Here is a 15,185-nt window from a genome sequence, read left to right on the forward strand (position 1 = left end):
GAGCCGCCGAGGTGTACCCGGCGGGCGGGAAGGCAAAGCAAAGCAGTGGACCCAAGGATTTCATCGCGCAAGGACAGGCAGAACTTTCCTGCCGCTGCGCTGCCCTCGGGCCGCGGCCTGCCTGCCCTGAGGCAGATCCTCGGTTTCCTGCTGCGCGTGCTGAAGCTTGGGCACGTGCGCGTTTTCCGCTACCTGGCGGTGATCACCACCTTGCAGGCAGCTAATGGCTTGCTGGTCATCCCTGCGATCAAGTACCTCTTCGGCTTGGCGCTGGAAATCAGCAAGCTGAACAACGTCACCGACCGGACCTACACCGTGCTGCTGGCCCATCCGGTCTCGGTGCTGCTCCTGCTGGCCATCGCGGTGCTGGCACTGGGCGCGGTGAGCGTGCAGTTCGTGGCACTGATCGTGATGGTCAACCGCCAGCAATCCGGGAAGCCTCCCAACCTGCGGGCCGAGTGCCGCGAGACCGCCGACTGCCTTGGCCGGATGCTGTCCTACCCCTCGCCGCTGATGATGGTGTACTTTTTCCTCGCCCTGCCGCTGGGCGGCTTGGGCCTGTCTTCCGTGCTGATCCAGGGTGTGGGTATCCCGCCCTTCGTGACCCGCGAGTACCTCAAAGCGCCGCTGAGCACGGGGATCTACCTGCTGATGATCGGGGCGATCATCTACGCCAACCTCCGCCTGGTGCTCACCTTGCCGCTGCTGGCTGTCGGGCCGAAGCGGCCGCTGGCTGCCTTGGGCACCAGCCTGAAGGCCACGCACCGCAACAGCCTGCGCTACCTGCTGCTGATCGGGATCCCGCTGGGAGTCTGCGCCCTGTGCGCCTCGCTGCTGGTCGAGGCGCTGGTGTGGACCTCGGATCTGGCCGCCAACCTGCTCGGCGTGCAGAACTCCGCGCTGGTGGCGACCCTGTGCATCGGCGTGGGCCACACGCTCGGTTTCCTGCTGATCGGAGCCGCGACCGTAGTGGCGATCCAGATTGTGGTGGCCCTGAGCCGCGAGCACCTGGCACTGCCCGTCACCCTGCAGGAACGCACGCAGCGGCATCGCAGCGCGCAGTCGCGCGCACTGAAGGCCACCGCCGGGACCGCGGCCGCGGCCTTGGTGCTTTCAGCGAGCTTTGCCGCATCCCCTGCCTTGGGGCAGACCGCAACGGGAGCCGGGGACGCGCAGATCCTGGCCCACCGCGGCTACTCGGCGGGCGGGGTGGAAAACACCTTGGGAGCCCTGGAAGCCGCGGCAACGCATCAGGCCGACATCGTCGAGGCCGATTTCCAGGAAACCGCGGACGGGCATTTCGTAGCCAGCCACGATACCAACCTGCTGGTGGTCGCCGGGGTGAACCGGAACATCCACGAGATGACCCTGGCCGAAGTCCGGAAGGTCACCGTGCGCGAAGGCGGCTTCGCCGACCGCATCCCCACCATGCAGGAGTACCTGGAGCACGCCGATGCGCTGGGCATCCCGGTGCTCGTGGAACTGAAGGTCACCGGCCACGAATCCAAGGGCTACCTGGAGCGCTTCCTGGCGCAGCTGGATGCCACCGGGACCACCACGCAGAACATCTACCATTCGCTCAGTCCCCGGGCAGTCAAGGAAATCAAGGCGAAACGCCCCGAGCTGCGGGTCGGGCTGACCGTGGCCATGAGCGTGGGCGGGCTGCCGAAGGCAAACGTCGATTTCTACACCCTGGAGCAGGCCTCCTTCACCCGCGAATTCCTGGACCAGGCCCACGCGCTGGACCGGGAGGTGTATGCCTGGACCGTTAATGACGAGTCCACCATCCGCGAGCTGCTGGGCCTCGGCGTGGACGGCATCGTCACGGACAACGTGGAACTGGCCATCCGGGACCGCTACCTGGTGGCCAACAACCCCGCCGCGGAGTACCGGGTGGGTTCCGCGCTGGCGTACCTGGACATCTTCCGCTAGATTCCGGTGCTCAGGGCGTCTCCGGATAGGTGCCATCGCCCAAATCCGGATTCGCCAGCGACTGCAGCGGATCATGCAAGAACACGCGCCGCCCTTCATTGCGCAGCCGGCGCAGCCCTTCCAAGGTCATTCGCCGGGCCACATCGGTAAAGGAGAACACCCGGGAAATATCCACGTGCACGTCTCCGTCGAAACGCGACTCGGACATGATATCCATCAGTTCGGCAGCAGCGGTGAACTGCACGTTGCCCTGCAGCGAGAAGGTTTCGCGCGTGCCGCCGCGCTGCACATCGATGACATCGAGGCGGCCATGGCTCGGGGCCAGCAGGTGCATGCCCATGTCCGTGGACAGCCGCTCGAAGGCCCGCCGCGCCCGCTGGCTGTTGCCGTGCGAATCCAGCCGCGGCGAGAACGCGCCGATGCCCACCTGGTCCGGCAGCACGCCCACCAGCCCGCCGGCCACCCCGCTCTTGGCAGGGATCCCGACGCGGGTCAGCCAGTCGCCGGCCCCGTCGTACATTCCGGCCACCGCCATCACCGACATCACCTGGCGGGCCGTGGCCTCGTCCATGATCCGCTCGTGCGTGCACGGCTGCACCCCTCCGTTGGCCAAGGTGGCGGCCATCGCCGACAGATCCGCCACGGTGACCAGGATGGAGCACTGGCGGGTGTAGCCGGTGACCACCTCATGCGGGTCATCGTCGATGATCCCGTGCTTGCGCAGCATGTGGGCCATGGACAGGTTGTGGTCCGCGGTGCCCAGCTCCGAGTTGAAGACCGCTTCGTCGATGCGCAGCCGGCGCCCGGCCAGTGCGGAGAACAAATCCAGTGCCCGGTCAACGCGCTGCTCGCCGGTGGCGTCGGCGCCGACCATCAGGCCGTGGGCGGCGATGGCCCCGGCATTGATCATCGGGTTCTTCGGCCGATTGGTGCCAGCCTCCAGCGACAGCTCGTTGAAGGCCTCGCCCGAAGGTTCCACCCCGATATGTTCCAGCACATGCTCCAGCCCGCGGTCCATGATGGCCGCTGCGTAGGCGAAGGGCTTGGAAATGGACTGGATGGTGAACTCGATCCCGGCATCCCCGGCGGTATAGGTGCTGCCCATGGCGGTGGTCACGGCCAGGGCGAAGAAATCCGGATTGGCGTCGGCCAGCTCGGGAATGTAGCCGGCGCGCTGCCCGGAGGTGTCGTCGCGCAGCGCATCGAGCACTTCGTGGAGGTAATCGGGAATCGGATTCTTCATGGTGCCATTTCCTCTTGGATCTCGGGCGGATTCTGCCATTGTTCCGGTTACGGCCCACCCTATCGGCAAGAGCGCCGCATGCCGTGCACCCATGCTCATGGCCGGTCAGAAAGTGCCTGCAGAAGTTGCTGGAATTCTGGGATGTTCAGCCGCGCAGGGCTTTGCCGTGCGGGGACTTCTATGGGGACAGAAAGCTGGCCCCGATCATAAGGAGAGAGATCATGAAATGCAGGCTGATCATGCGTGCAATTTCGGATTCATCCAGCCTTCTGGCGGATGTGCCGATGCCTTCGCGCATTGCAGTGCAATTCAGAGCTTCGGATTCATGAGCATCGAAGAAGGCCAATCAGTCGAATACAAGATTGAAGCGGGACCACCGAAGGATGCCGTGATGGGCGATGAGGATCTGGCCGGCAACCACTCGCTGCTGAGGCTGCTCTGATTTGGATTTCACTGCCACTATCGCGCCTGGAGCCGCGGACAGGATGGCTGCTGCAGGACACTGTTGTCCTCTTGGGATTGCCGCATTCTCGCCTGTCGATAATGCGTATAGGCCCAGCCGCGTGGCACCGGGGAAACTGGCAGTAGGCCCTGTTTCTGCAGGGATGTGCTGCTTACCGAAAGGACGTCATCGTGTACTTTATTGTCGTTAAATTCAAAGTCAAGCCGGATTTCTCAGACCGCTGGCCGGATCTGGTGCGCAGTTTCACCGAGTCAACCCGTGCGGAACCAGGCAACCTTTGGTTTGATTGGTCGCGCAGCCTTGAAGACCCCAACGAATTCGTTCTGGTTGAAGCCTTCCAGGACGACGCAGCTGGAGACCACGTGGGCAGCGACCACTTCAAGCAGGCCATGATCGACATGGCGCCGGCCCTGGTTGAAACTCCGCGCATTGTCAGCCGGCAGATCGAAGGCGATACCTGGGACCGCATGGGCGAATTGGAAATCAGCTAGCAACTTTTGCGATGAACCCTGAAATTGCTGGGGCAAGGCCAGCGGCAGCTGCGACTCATATTGAAGTTCCCAGCTCACCTCGACAAGATGGGGTTATGGGATATAACGATTCACTAGCTGGCCTTGCTTCAGTTCAAAAAGCATTCGCCTTGCTGGACGTGGTGGCCGCGCATAACCGGGGTATGGCTGCCAAGGAGATCGCTGCAGAACTGCAGATGCCCTTGCCTACCGTTTATCGCCTGCTCAAGACCTTGACCCTGTCGGGCCACCTGGTCCACCTGCGCGATGAAGGGCTCTATGCCCTGGGCTACAAGCTTCACGCCCTGGATAACTCGCTGCGCCGGCAGGTAGGCACCCCGCCTTCGGTGGCGCGCTTGATCCGCGAATTGCATGTGCGGGCCGATGCCGCCGCCTACTACGCAGTGCACCGCGGAGAAGATATCGTGGTGGCCCACGTCGTTGAGTCGCCAATGCGCCCGCGCATCACCCCCATGGGCTTCGGGTTCAACAATGGTGCCCATGCCACCGCCTTCGGCAAAGTGCTGTTGGCGGCCATGGATGCCGAACGCTGCCACGCCTACCTGGACAAGCACGGCATGCCCGGGATGACCTCCGCGACCATCTGCGATCCGCAGGTCTTTGCCGCAGAACTGGACGCCGTACGCGAGACCGGCATTGCCATCGAACGCGAAGAATTCATCCGAGGCGCCTCCTGCATGGCCGCCCCGGTAACCACGGGCGCCGGGCAAGTCATCGGATCGGTGGCAGTTTCCATGGACCCGGCCGAATTCCAGACCCGCCACCGAGACGTCTCCGTCCTGCTGCGCGATGTGGCTTCGCGGGTGAGTCGCGCGCTGCGGGGCACCTCGATGCTAGGCGCAGCTTGCGCCGACTAACGAGGTGCCCGGACAGCCTACAACTTGGCCTGGGCCATTTGCTCGACGATGTACTCGGCCTGGCGGATGGCCAGCGCCACGATGGTCAAGGTCGGGTTGGCCGCGGCTCCAGTGGTGAATTGCGAGCCATCGGAGATGAACAGATTCGCAACATCATGGGCCTGGCCGAAAGCGTTGACCACCCCGTCTTCAGGACGCTGGCTCATTCGCGCCGTACCGAGATTATGCGTCGACGGGTACGGGGGAGTGTGGTGCGTGGACCGCGCGCCCACTGCCTCGAAGAGCAGCGAACCCTGCTGGTAGCCGTGCGTTCGCATGGCGAGGTCATTGGAGTGGTCGTCAAAATGGACATTCGGCACCGGCAGGCCCAAGCGGTCGCTCACCGTGTTGTTCAGCGTGATTCGATTGCTTTCCTGCGGCATATCCTCACCGGTAATCCACATGCCCGCAGTGTTCAAGTAGTCGTCCAGCAGCGTAGTGAATTCCGGTCCCCAGCCGCCGGGCTCCACGAAGCTGGCGAGGAACGCCGGCCCCAACGCGATGGTTTCCATGTAATAGCCACCGCAGAATCCGCGATCCGGATCATGGCGGGATTCGTCGGCAATCAGCCCGGCCATCGTCTCGCCCCGGTGCATGTTCACCGGCTGGTCGAACTTGGCATAGACGCTGCCGGTGGTGTGGCGCATGTAGTTGCGGCCCAGCTGGCCCGAGGAGTTCGCCAATCCATCGGGGAACAGCGGCGAAGCTGACAGCATCAGCAAGCGAGGGGTTTCAATGGCGTTGCCGGCCACCGCCACGATGCGTGCTTTTTGGCGCTGCGGGTTCCCTTCGGAATCTATGTAGATGACTCCGTCCACCTTGCCGGCAGCAGTATGGGTAACTTGAACAGCATGCGATTCGGGACGCAAATCCAGCAGGCCGGTGCGCAGCGACTTCGGGATTTCCGAGACCATTGTGGACCATTTGGATTTGTTCTTGTCGCCCTGGAAGTTGAACCCATCCTGGATGGATGCTGGGCGGCCGTCGTAGGGTTCGGCATTGGTTGCGTAGGGCCCGGTGGCATACTGGCGGTAGCCCAGGCGCTGGGCTCCATTGGCAAAAACCTTGTAGTTGTTGTTGGCCGGCAGCGCGGGACGCCCGTGGCGGTGGGTGCTGCCCATCTTCTGCTCGGCACGGTCGTAGTACGGTGCCAAATCGTCCAGGGTGATGGGCCAGTCCAGCAGGTTGGCCCCGTCGACCCGGCCGTAGGTGCTGCGCGCCTTGAACTCATGTGCCTTGAATCGCGGGGTGGCCCCGGACCAGTGGGTGGTGGTGCCTCCGACCGCCTTGACGATCCAGGCCGGCAGATTGGGGAAGTCGCGGGCCACGCGCCATGACCCCGAGGTGGTCCGCGGATCCAGCCAAGCCATCTGGTTGAAGGCGGCCCATTCGTCTTGGTGGTAGTCCTCATTCTTCAGATACGGGCCGGCCTCCAGCATGACCACCTTGACGCCCTTGGAAACCAGCTCATGGGCCAAAGTTCCGCCGCCGGCGCCGGAGCCGATGACGACAACTACCGAGTCGTCGTCATGGTCGTGCACTGCCGATTGCTCTTCGGTGCTCATCGGGTTGTCCCTTCCTCGAGGATTCCTGAATCACCCAGGACGTTGTCCACGGGCTTGCTGCTGGTTTCCGGTGCGTAGGCTTTCACGGCGTAGGGAAGCGGGCCCTGGTCTTGTACGGGCTCTCCGCTTTCCTCGATGCGCGGTTCGGGTAACCAATTCAGATCATTGAAACCGCGGTTCACGTAGCCGCCCTTGGAGAAGGATTCGCCTTCGTAGCCCAGGGCCTGATGCACTTCGGGGTCATCGTAGAAATTGAGGACTACGGTGCGGCGGATGAAGGCGAAGAACTCCAGATCCGCGATGCGCTTGAGCACCGCCAGTGCACGGTCATCGGGAAGATCCAGGAAATGCTCTTCGCTGAGCGTATCGAGGGTCATCAAGCCCTGGGTCAAAGCCATGCGGAACCAGCTGGATTCGGCTGAAGCCTCGATGATTTTCTCTGTCATGCGCTCGTAGGGCCCATCCGGGAACTGCGGGTGCGGAAACGAAACCCGAATGATCCGGGTCAAGATCCGCCGAGCCTCATCCGAGAGCTCCAGGGCGTTGAGAGATGAATATTTTGCTGGGAACACCATTGTTGTCACCTCGATTATTAGACGGTTAGGTCAGTTCCTGCGCTGATTCTGCAGGGAAACCGGCAGTGAAGCCTTACTTGGATTATGTAGTGCACGTCACAGTGCTGCCAGCGTCGTTATCGGCTAGTGAGAATGGCCCGGCAACGCGCTCGGCGCCACGTTGCGGGCATTATCGCTCTGCGAGAACGAAGCTATCCCCGGAGCGAGCGCGGGCCCCAAGCTGGGCAGACTCGACGGGCCAAGGGGCCGCTTCAAAGTCCGAGCAGCATCTAACAGGAGGAATCACCATGGCAGGATCCACCGCAGGGGTCGCACTCATCACCGGAGCAGGACGAGGGATTGGAAGGGCCATCGCCGAGCGCCTGGCTGATGATGGGCAGGACATCATCGTTGCCGATGTCCCTGGAGCCCAGGAGAACGTGGATGAGGTCATCGCCGCCGTCCAGCAGCGCGGGCGCCGTGCGGTCGGGGTAGCCGGAGACGTGTCGAACCCCGAAGACGTGGAACGGATGATCAAGGAGGGCACCGAAGCCTTGGGCGACCTGACGGTGTTCGTGGCCAACGCCGGCATTGCGCAGGTTGACGAGATCCTGGACGTGAAACCCGAGGCGTTGGACCGCATGCTCGACGTGAACATCAAAGGCGTCTTCTATTCCTACCAGCTGGCGGCCAAGCGCTTCATTGAGCAGGGCAGCGGCGGGAAAATCATTGGCGCGGCATCCATCGTTGCTTTCCGTCCGTTTCCAATCCTCGCCTCGTATTCGGCCACCAAATGGGCGGTGCGAGGACTGACCCAAGCGGCCGCCATGGAGTTCGCCAAACACAACATCACCGTCAATTCCTATGCGCCGGGCGTGGTGGGAACCGCGATGTGGGATCTGATTGACGAGCGGCTCACGGCGCGTGAAGGAACCCCGAGGGGCAGTGCCCTGCAGGCGCAGGTGGACAACATTCTGGCTGGCCGTGTTTCCGAGCCGGAGGACGTCGCCAAGTTGGTGAGTTATTTGGCAGGGCCGGACTCGGACCACATGACTGGCCAGACTGTCTTGATCGATGGCGGCATCAACTTCTCCTGACGCATGGGCATTGACGAGGTTCGTCATGGAGCACTGTAGCTCCGCGGCGAACCTCTTCGCTGTTGGGTGAGCCGGCAAGCGGCCGGCTCAGTGCCCACCGCCCAGGCATTTGCGCATCTTCAAGCAAGCGGTAGTCAGCCCTTCGACGTCCGCATTCTTGGGATCCGTGCCTGACGATGACGAAATTCTGCGGGTCTTCGGCCTAGTTGAACTGCGTGTCCAGGTCGTTGGAAGAAGCTAAGAGCAATACGCCAGTGAGCCACGCCCGTCAGGAGCCGCCGAAGACGGTAGCGCCCGGAAATAGAGCTTCTCCTTCTTGGGCGCCATGCGCCGGACCAGCGTATTTCGCGGACTTAAAAGAAGCCAATGGATCTGAACCGAAGATACAGGTTTGTTGAATCTCCGGCATGGCCGATCAGCTCGGCTGCCGGTAATCTTGTGAAATCTCTATGCAAGAGCAGGGGATTGGGCAAACAATTGTACGGTTCAACCAATTTGGCGCGCAGCATGCCGGATAATTGATGGAACACAGCAGGCCGGAGGAAGATACTCCGGTCGGAAGGGAATGATGGACGCTTCAGGCGACAGTAGATCTCATAGTTCCAACCCTCTGCCCGGAAGGCATGCCGGCCAGGCTCCGCAGGTCAGGGGGTGCATGTAATTGGAATGGATCTCGCTACTCATAGCGCTTCTCCTCATTCTCGGTTGCGGATTATTCGTTGCCGCTGAATTCGCGCTGATCACGGTTAACCGGAATCAGGTCAAGCAGGCCGCCGCGAACGGCGACCGCCGTGCCTCCGGTGTCCTCAAGGGCATGGAAACATTGTCCACCCAGCTTTCGGGCGCCCAGCTGGGCATCACGCTGACCAACCTCGGCATCGGCTTCCTCGCCGAGCCGGCCATCGCGGCCCTGGTCGTCGGGCCGCTGCAGGACTTCGGCCTCGACGAAACCCTGGCCCGCTCGGTCTCCATTGCCATTGCGCTGATCCTGGCCACCATCTTGACCATGGTCTTCGGCGAATTGGTTCCCAAGAACCTGGCCATTGCCAAGCCTTTCGAAACTGCCAAGGCCGTGGTGGGGTTCCAGCGCGGCTTCAGCGTCGTGACCAAGCCCTTCCTTTCATTCTTCAACGGCAACGCCAACTGGATTGTCCGCCGCTTCGGCATCGAGCCGCAAGAAGAGCTGGCCTCGACCCGTTCGGCCGAGGAACTGGTGGCCTTGGTGGGGCACTCGGCCCGCGAGGGACTGCTTCCCTCGGAAACTGCCGAAATGCTGCGCCGGACCGTGGCCTTCGGCAACCGCCGGGCCCATGATGTGATGACCGCCCGATCGCGGATGATCACCGTGACCGCCCAGGAGACGGTGCACGAAGTGCTGGAGCTTGCCGCGCGGACCGGGCATTCCCGCTTCCCGCTGGTGGACGAGGGCGGGCACCGCGTGCTGGGCATGGTGCACATCCGCGCCTTGCTCGCCATCCCCTACGCGCAGCGGCAGCAGTCCGCGGCCGGGGACAGTGCAGAAGATGCCTTCCTGGTCCCGGATACCATCGAGCTCGATGAGCTGATGGACCAGATGCGCAACGGCGGGCTGCAACTGGCGGTACTGATCGACGAGACCGGCGACGTCGCCGGGATGCTCACGCTGGAAGACCTCGTGGAGGAAATCGTCGGCGAAGTGCGCGATGAGCACGACCCGGAGGATTCCACCATCCAGGTGCTCTCCGGGAACTCCTGGCGGCTGGATGCGGCACTGCGGCCGGATGAGGCCAATGAGCTGCTGGGCTGCCAGATCCCCGAGGACTCGGACTACGAGACCTTGGCAGGACTGCTGACCGTGCAGCTGGGCAAGTTCGGCGAGGTGGGCGATGTCGTGCGCCTCGTGGTCCCGGGCGAGCCCGGTGGACCGCATAAGGAACTTGAATTCACCATCCACGCCACCGATGGGCAGCGGATCGCCAGTGTCGATGTGACGGTGTCCGAGCAGGCAGAAGGGGAGGACGCGCGATGAGCGACCTTATGGGAATTCTGGTGACGGTCGCGCTGCTGGCAGCGAACTTCTACTTTGTCGGCGCCGAATTCGCGCTGATCTCCGCACGCCGGAGCATCATCGAGCCCAAGGCCATGGAAGGCAGCCGCAGCGCCAAGATGACGCTGTGGGCCATCGAGAACGTCTCGCTGGTCATGGCCGGTGCCCAGCTGGGCATCACCGTCTGCTCGCTGGCGCTGGGCTATGTCACCAAGCCGCTGGTGAAGTACGCGGTGGCCGGGCCCTTCGAAGCCATCGGCGTTCCGGCAGGCATGATCGACGCGCTGTCCTACGCGATTGCGCTGATCGCGGTGACCTACCTGCACGTGGTGCTCGCCGAGATGGTGCCCAAGAACATGGCCTTGGCCGGACCCGAGCGCATGGCGCTGATCCTGGGCCCGAGCATGGTCATCCTGGTCAAGGTGCTGCGCCCGGTGCTGTGGCTGATGAATGCCATGGGCAACCTGGTGCTGCGGATCTTCGGCGTCGTTCCGAAGAACGAAGTGGCCAGCACCTTTACCCGCGACGAGGTCTCTTCCATGGTGGCCGAATCCCGGGAGGGAGGCCTGCTCGATGCACATGACGAGCAGCTGCTGCTGGGAGCCTTGCACTTCGATGCCCGGAGCATCGAGTCCGTGGCGATCAGCTTCGAGGAGGTGCAGACCTTGCCGGTGGACGCCACGATAGAGCAGATCGAGGCGGCGGCCGCGCATGGCTTCTCGCGCTTCCCGCTGGTGGACGCCGCCGGCACCCCGGTGGGCTATGTCCACGTCAAGGACGTGCTCGGCGCCGACGCGCAAGCCCGGACGCAGCCGCTGCAGCGCAGCGGCATCCGCGAGCTGCCGTCCTTCGGGCAGCAGCAAAGCGTGCGCACCGCGCTGCAGGAAATGCAGCTCTCCGGAGCCCATTTGGCCCTGGTGCGTGATGGCGAAACGGGCAAGGTCACCGGCATGGTGACCTTGGAAGACATGCTCGCAGAGCTGGTCGGCCAGATCAGGGACGAGCACCGCAGCGCAAGCTAGCCGCGCAAGCCGGACAATAAAGCACCGGGCAGGGGCTGGAGGCAGGATGGGACATCTCGGGCCTCCAGCTCTGCTCGTCCAGGGCATCACGGCGCCTTGGCATAGGGGGAATCCTGCGCGAGAGCACCAGCGCCGCCCCGAGCGGTGCGAAGCCCGTAGCTAGCAGCTATTCGACGTCGGACTGAACATGGCTGCCAGGAGAACGTGAACTATCCTTCCCACGCGGCCCAGAGCTGGGCATAGCGCCCACCGGCTGCCAGCAATTCCTCATGGCTGCCATCCTCAATGATCTGACCGTGCTCCATCACAATGATCCGGTGGGCCAAACGCGCTTGGGAAAGCCGGTGGGCAATCACCAAGGCGGTGCGCCCGGCAGCCAGCGCGGCGGCAGCCGCATCCAGCACCCGCGAATTGCTGGATCCGGACTCGGCCGTGGCCTCATCCATCACAATGATGCGCGGGTTGAGCAGTGCAATGCGGACCAACGCCAGGTGCTGTTGTTCGTGGGCCGTCAATTGATGCCCATCGGAGCCGAGCAGGGTATCAAGGCCTTCGGGCAGTGCATTAATCCAGCCAGCGTGACAGGTTTCCAACGCCTGCTGAATCCGGGCATCGGTGCACGGCGCCGTGGATCCCAGCAGCAAGTTCTCCCGGACAGTTCCCGCAAAGACATGGGTCTCCTGCGAAATTAATGCGATGTTGCGGCGCAGGGTCGCGGTGTCCAGGGCGGCCAGCGCGGTTCCATCCAACGCGGCGGTGCCTGAGCTCGGCTCGATGACGCCGGACAAGATCTTGGCTGCTGTGGATTTCCCGGCGCCGGTCGAACCAACCAAGGCGACGCACTGGCCATCGCGCAGATGCAGGTCGAGATTGCCCAGGACCTGCGGGCCGGTCTCAAAACGGTGGCTGACACCACTTAGAATCAGTCCCTCGGCAGGGGAAGAAGCTGAGGGAACCGCGGATCTGGCCAGCGGGGTGCGCCGAGCGGCCAGCAACACTCCGGTCACCCGGCGCAACGCGATCCCCGCTTCCTGGAGCATGTCGAACAAGGTGACCACCTCGGAGATCGGGTCGAACAGCCGATGGTAGAGCAGAGCCGCGGTGGTGACAGCGCCAACCGTCGCTGCATTGGCCTGGACCAGGAAGAACCCCGAGGTCAGCAGCGCGGCCATGGTGATGAATTCGGCCCGGTTGTTGCGTGCGAAGTAGCGGGTCAGCATGCGGAAAACCCGGTCCGCGACGTGGCGTGAATCGTCGCTTGCGTGTTCAAGGGCATCGATTTGCGTTTGCGCCCAGCCTTGCGAATGCAGCATAGCCCGGCCATGGAATGCGTTCAAGAAGGTATTGGTGCGTCGAGCGAGGATCTCGCGTTCTTCGCGGTAGAGCGGTGCGCTGCGTGGCAGGTACCAGCGCAGCGAGAGCAGGTACATCGGGACAGCGATCAGCCCGGTGAGCCCCAGCACCCAGTGCAGGGTGAACAGCCCTGGAACCGACAGCACCAGCAGCGTGCCGGCGGACAACAACGCGGGCAGCAGCCAGGCTACTGCCTGGGAGATCAGGCGCGAGTCATCCGAGACACGCGAGACAAGCTCGCCATCACCGGCGCGCTCCAGGATTCCCGACTCCAGGTGGAGCGCGTGCTCTACCGCGTCCTCGCGCAGCGTGGCCACCGTCGGCTCAGCAATGCGCGCGTACAGCACCCGGGCGTACCAGGTCAGCAGCGCGCCGCCGAGCAAGGAGGCGGCAATGGAGGCCAGGCACCACACCAGGGCGGAGCCCGGTGCGCCGGTGCCCAGCGCATCCACCAGGATGCCAATGGCAAACGGCGGGACCATGGCCGTTGCGGAGGCAGCCAGGGTGATCACGGATGCCCAGGTGATCAGCAGGCGGTGCGGGCGAAGCGTTCGCTGCAGTGCCCGCCAGGCCGCAGCGGCGCTGGCGGTCGGCAGGGCGGGAGCAGAGGGTTCTGCCCGGTCGTGAACAGCGCTCATCGGCCGACCACCTTTTCATAGGTCGTATTTTCTGCAAGTGCGCGGTGGGTGGAACGCGTGATGCTTCCATCGGCCGCGAGGAAAAGCACCTCATCTGCGGCATGCAGCAGGGTGGGGGATGTGCTCAGCACCAGCAAGGTGCCTGCCCCGGCTCCATTGCTGGCGGCATGCGCGCGCAGCTGGACCAGGCCCTGGGCGATGTTCGCCTCGGTGACCGAATCCACTGCGCTGGTTGGATCGTGCAGCACGCGCGCCAACGGTCCGCCGGATAATGCGCGGGCCAGTGCGATGCGTTGACGCTGGCCGCCGGAAAGGTTATGTCCACGGCCCTGGACCTGGTGTTCGAGCCCATCGGGCAGCGTGCCCAGCAGCTCGTCGACGCCGCTGGCGCGCAGCAGCAGCTGCAGGGTCTGCGGGTCGGGCAGCGCTGCGTCGCCCACAATGTTTTCCTTCACGCTGCCCTCGATGAGGTGCGCCTGATGCGGGGCCATGCGCAGCAGCTGCGGCAGGTAGGCGGGATCGATCTGCGCGGCGTCGATTCCATCAACCAGTAGCCGCGCGGCAGCCGCCGCCGCTGTACCTTCGCGGACTGCCGCGGTGCCAGGATTTTCCGAGCCTTCGCTGAGCAGCTTGGCCAGCCGGTGGCGCATGCTGTCGTTGGCGCAGACCAGCACGGTGAACCTGCCGGGCACGAAAACCAGCGGGCGTTCGCCAAGCCCGGGCACATCCAAGGCAAGTGCTGCATCCGGCTCAGCTGCCGGACGCCGGGTTCCGGGTTGCCGCCCGCCGTCGGCCAGCAATGCGGCAACGCGATCCGCCGCGGCGATGGACCGGGTGCCGGCTTCCACCGTTGAGACCAGGGTGCCCAGCGGCGTGGACAAGAACTGGGCCACGCCCAGCACACCCAGCAAGGTGCCGATGCCCATGGCTCCTTCAGCAACCTGCCAGGCGCCCAGGCTGGCGGCGGACAGCAGCACCAGCCCCGAGATCAATACCTGGGCGCCCTCGATCCGTCCGGTGGCCGAAGCGGAGGCCACCCCCGCGGTGGCGGCGCTGCGGCTGGCGGCACGGTAGCGCTCGGATGCCTGGTCCTGGCCGCCGATGCCACGCAGTACCTGGACTCCTGCCATGAGATCGGCGGCCGCCGCGCCGGATGCGGCGATATCGGACTGCAACCGGTCGCTGGCCCGGCTCAATCTGGGGGTCAGCCAGCGCAGGGCGGCCATGCCCAGTGGCGTGATGGCCAGCACCGCCAGGCCAACCCAGAGGTTGGCCCAGAGCAGGTATCCGGCGCAGACCAGCAGGCCCGCCAAGGCGCTGAAGCCCAGGGAAGCCTGGCGGATGATCGTCGCGGTGACGGTGGTGTCCACCGAGGTGATGGCAGCAATTTCCCCGGGCATCCGTGCGGTGGCAGGCCGATAGCCGGGGTCCATGACATGCTCGGCGATCCGGGTTCGCATCAGGTGCACCTGGCGGTTCATTCCGGAGTTGCCCAGCCGTGCACCCAAGCGGTAGCCGGAGGACAGCATGAGGAAGCACAGGCCGAGGGCGGCGAGCCACACCACCAGCAGCGGCAAGCTCTGCCCGGCGATGGCGTGGTCGATGGTGACACCGACCAGCGCGGGGACAAGCGCTTCGCCCGCTGTCCAGCAGGAAAGGAGGGCGATGGCGCCGATGATGCGGCCGCGTTCGGCTCGCAGCATGCCGCGCAGCAGAGTGCGCCCGGTGAGCATAGATGAGGACATGCTACCCATAATATGCTATTAATTATTTTCGTAACTCACATAGTTTAGCCTATGCTAAGTGCCGATTTGTGGTGCGCTCCGTGGGACCTCGCAGTCCACGCACCCGGCGGCCGACCGTTTA

General features: G+C 64.0%; 12 protein-coding genes. 7 read left to right on the plus strand and 5 right to left on the minus strand.

Features of this window, described 5'->3' with window-relative positions:
• Nucleotides 1–45 precede the first annotated feature (45 nt).
• Complete coding sequence (locus ACNPN0_RS12125) at nt 46–1,932, plus strand: glycerophosphoryl diester phosphodiesterase membrane domain-containing protein (protein WP_448937187.1); 1,887 nt, start codon at nt 46–48, stop codon at nt 1,930–1,932.
• A 10-nt stretch (nt 1,933–1,942) separates the two neighbouring features.
• Here ACNPN0_RS12125 and ACNPN0_RS12130 read toward each other — a convergent pair whose 3' ends face one another.
• Entirely contained in the window at nt 1,943–3,175 is a 1,233-nt protein-coding gene (locus ACNPN0_RS12130; RefSeq protein ID WP_448937186.1) for a glutaminase, read from the minus strand.
• 97 nt (nt 3,176–3,272) lie between these two features.
• Here ACNPN0_RS12130 and ACNPN0_RS12135 point away from each other — a divergent pair, with 97 nt between their 5' ends.
• The 3 genes from ACNPN0_RS12135 to ACNPN0_RS12145 all read left to right on the plus strand — a co-directional run bounded on the left by ACNPN0_RS12135 (nt 3,273) and on the right by ACNPN0_RS12145 (nt 5,025).
• Nucleotides 3,273–3,617: a cold shock domain-containing protein gene (locus ACNPN0_RS12135; RefSeq protein WP_448938917.1), complete on the plus strand. Its 345-nt coding sequence runs from the start codon at nt 3,273–3,275 to the stop codon at nt 3,615–3,617.
• A gap of 191 nt (nt 3,618–3,808) precedes the next feature.
• Nucleotides 3,809–4,129 carry a putative quinol monooxygenase gene (locus ACNPN0_RS12140; protein WP_448937184.1) on the plus strand — a complete coding sequence of 107 codons (321 nt, stop codon included), beginning with the start codon at nt 3,809–3,811 and terminating at the stop codon, nt 4,127–4,129.
• Between the two features lie 95 nt (nt 4,130–4,224).
• Nucleotides 4,225–5,025, plus strand: coding sequence for an IclR family transcriptional regulator (locus tag ACNPN0_RS12145; RefSeq protein WP_448937183.1), 801 nt, complete (start codon nt 4,225–4,227; stop codon nt 5,023–5,025).
• Nucleotides 5,026–5,042: 17 nt separating this feature from the next.
• On the opposite strand, the gene ACNPN0_RS12150 is transcribed toward ACNPN0_RS12145, so the two are convergent.
• Complete coding sequence (locus ACNPN0_RS12150; protein WP_105658948.1) at nt 5,043–6,629, minus strand: GMC family oxidoreductase; 1,587 nt, start codon at nt 6,627–6,629, stop codon at nt 5,043–5,045.
• The gene (locus ACNPN0_RS12155; protein ID WP_105662355.1) at nt 6,626–7,204 is read right to left on the minus strand and encodes a hypothetical protein; all 579 of its coding nucleotides are present in this window, start codon (nt 7,202–7,204) and stop codon (nt 6,626–6,628) included. The genes ACNPN0_RS12150 and ACNPN0_RS12155 overlap by 4 nt, the downstream gene beginning before the upstream one ends.
• A gap of 287 nt (nt 7,205–7,491) precedes the next feature.
• On the opposite strand from ACNPN0_RS12155, the gene ACNPN0_RS12160 reads away from it, so the two are divergent.
• The 3 genes from ACNPN0_RS12160 to ACNPN0_RS12170 all read left to right on the plus strand — a co-directional run bounded on the left by ACNPN0_RS12160 (nt 7,492) and on the right by ACNPN0_RS12170 (nt 11,328).
• Entirely contained in the window at nt 7,492–8,280 is a 789-nt protein-coding gene (locus ACNPN0_RS12160) for an SDR family NAD(P)-dependent oxidoreductase (protein ID WP_105658950.1), read from the plus strand.
• A 661-nt stretch (nt 8,281–8,941) separates the two neighbouring features.
• A complete protein-coding gene (locus tag ACNPN0_RS12165; RefSeq protein WP_332502756.1) occupies nt 8,942–10,288 on the plus strand; it encodes a hemolysin family protein in 1,347 nt (448 codons plus the stop codon).
• Nucleotides 10,285–11,328: a hemolysin family protein gene (locus tag ACNPN0_RS12170; protein ID WP_448937182.1), complete on the plus strand. Its 1,044-nt coding sequence runs from the start codon at nt 10,285–10,287 to the stop codon at nt 11,326–11,328. Before ACNPN0_RS12165 ends, ACNPN0_RS12170 begins: the two co-directional genes overlap by 4 nt.
• 209 nt (nt 11,329–11,537) lie before the next feature.
• On the opposite strand, the gene ACNPN0_RS12175 is transcribed toward ACNPN0_RS12170, so the two are convergent.
• A complete protein-coding gene (locus ACNPN0_RS12175) occupies nt 11,538–13,319 on the minus strand; it encodes an ABC transporter ATP-binding protein (RefSeq protein WP_448937181.1) in 1,782 nt (593 codons plus the stop codon).
• A complete protein-coding gene (locus tag ACNPN0_RS12180; RefSeq protein ID WP_448937180.1) occupies nt 13,316–15,064 on the minus strand; it encodes an ABC transporter transmembrane domain-containing protein in 1,749 nt (582 codons plus the stop codon). The genes ACNPN0_RS12175 and ACNPN0_RS12180 overlap by 4 nt, the downstream gene beginning before the upstream one ends.
• Nucleotides 15,065–15,185: the final 121 nt, after the last annotated feature.

Source organism: Glutamicibacter sp. AGC84, assembly GCF_053543575.1.

Excerpts from the sequence above, each read along its gene's own strand:
- ACNPN0_RS12145 (WP_448937183.1), top strand. The coding sequence starts at position 4,225 with ATGGGATATAACGATTCACTAGCTGGCCTTGCTTCAGTTCAAAAAGCA.
- ACNPN0_RS12170 (WP_448937182.1), top strand. The coding sequence starts at position 10,285 with ATGAGCGACCTTATGGGAATTCTGGTGACGGTCGCGCTGCTGGCAGCG.
- ACNPN0_RS12160 (WP_105658950.1), top strand. The coding sequence starts at position 7,492 with ATGGCAGGATCCACCGCAGGGGTCGCACTCATCACCGGAGCAGGACGA.
- ACNPN0_RS12130 (WP_448937186.1), bottom strand. The coding sequence starts at position 3,175 with ATGAAGAATCCGATTCCCGATTACCTCCACGAAGTGCTCGATGCGCTG.
- ACNPN0_RS12155 (WP_105662355.1), bottom strand. The coding sequence starts at position 7,204 with ATGGTGTTCCCAGCAAAATATTCATCTCTCAACGCCCTGGAGCTCTCG.
- ACNPN0_RS12180 (WP_448937180.1), bottom strand. The coding sequence starts at position 15,064 with ATGTCCTCATCTATGCTCACCGGGCGCACTCTGCTGCGCGGCATGCTG.
- ACNPN0_RS12150 (WP_105658948.1), bottom strand. The coding sequence starts at position 6,629 with ATGAGCACCGAAGAGCAATCGGCAGTGCACGACCATGACGACGACTCG.
- ACNPN0_RS12175 (WP_448937181.1), bottom strand. The coding sequence starts at position 13,319 with ATGAGCGCTGTTCACGACCGGGCAGAACCCTCTGCTCCCGCCCTGCCG.
- ACNPN0_RS12135 (WP_448938917.1), top strand. The coding sequence starts at position 3,273 with ATGGCCGGTCAGAAAGTGCCTGCAGAAGTTGCTGGAATTCTGGGATGT.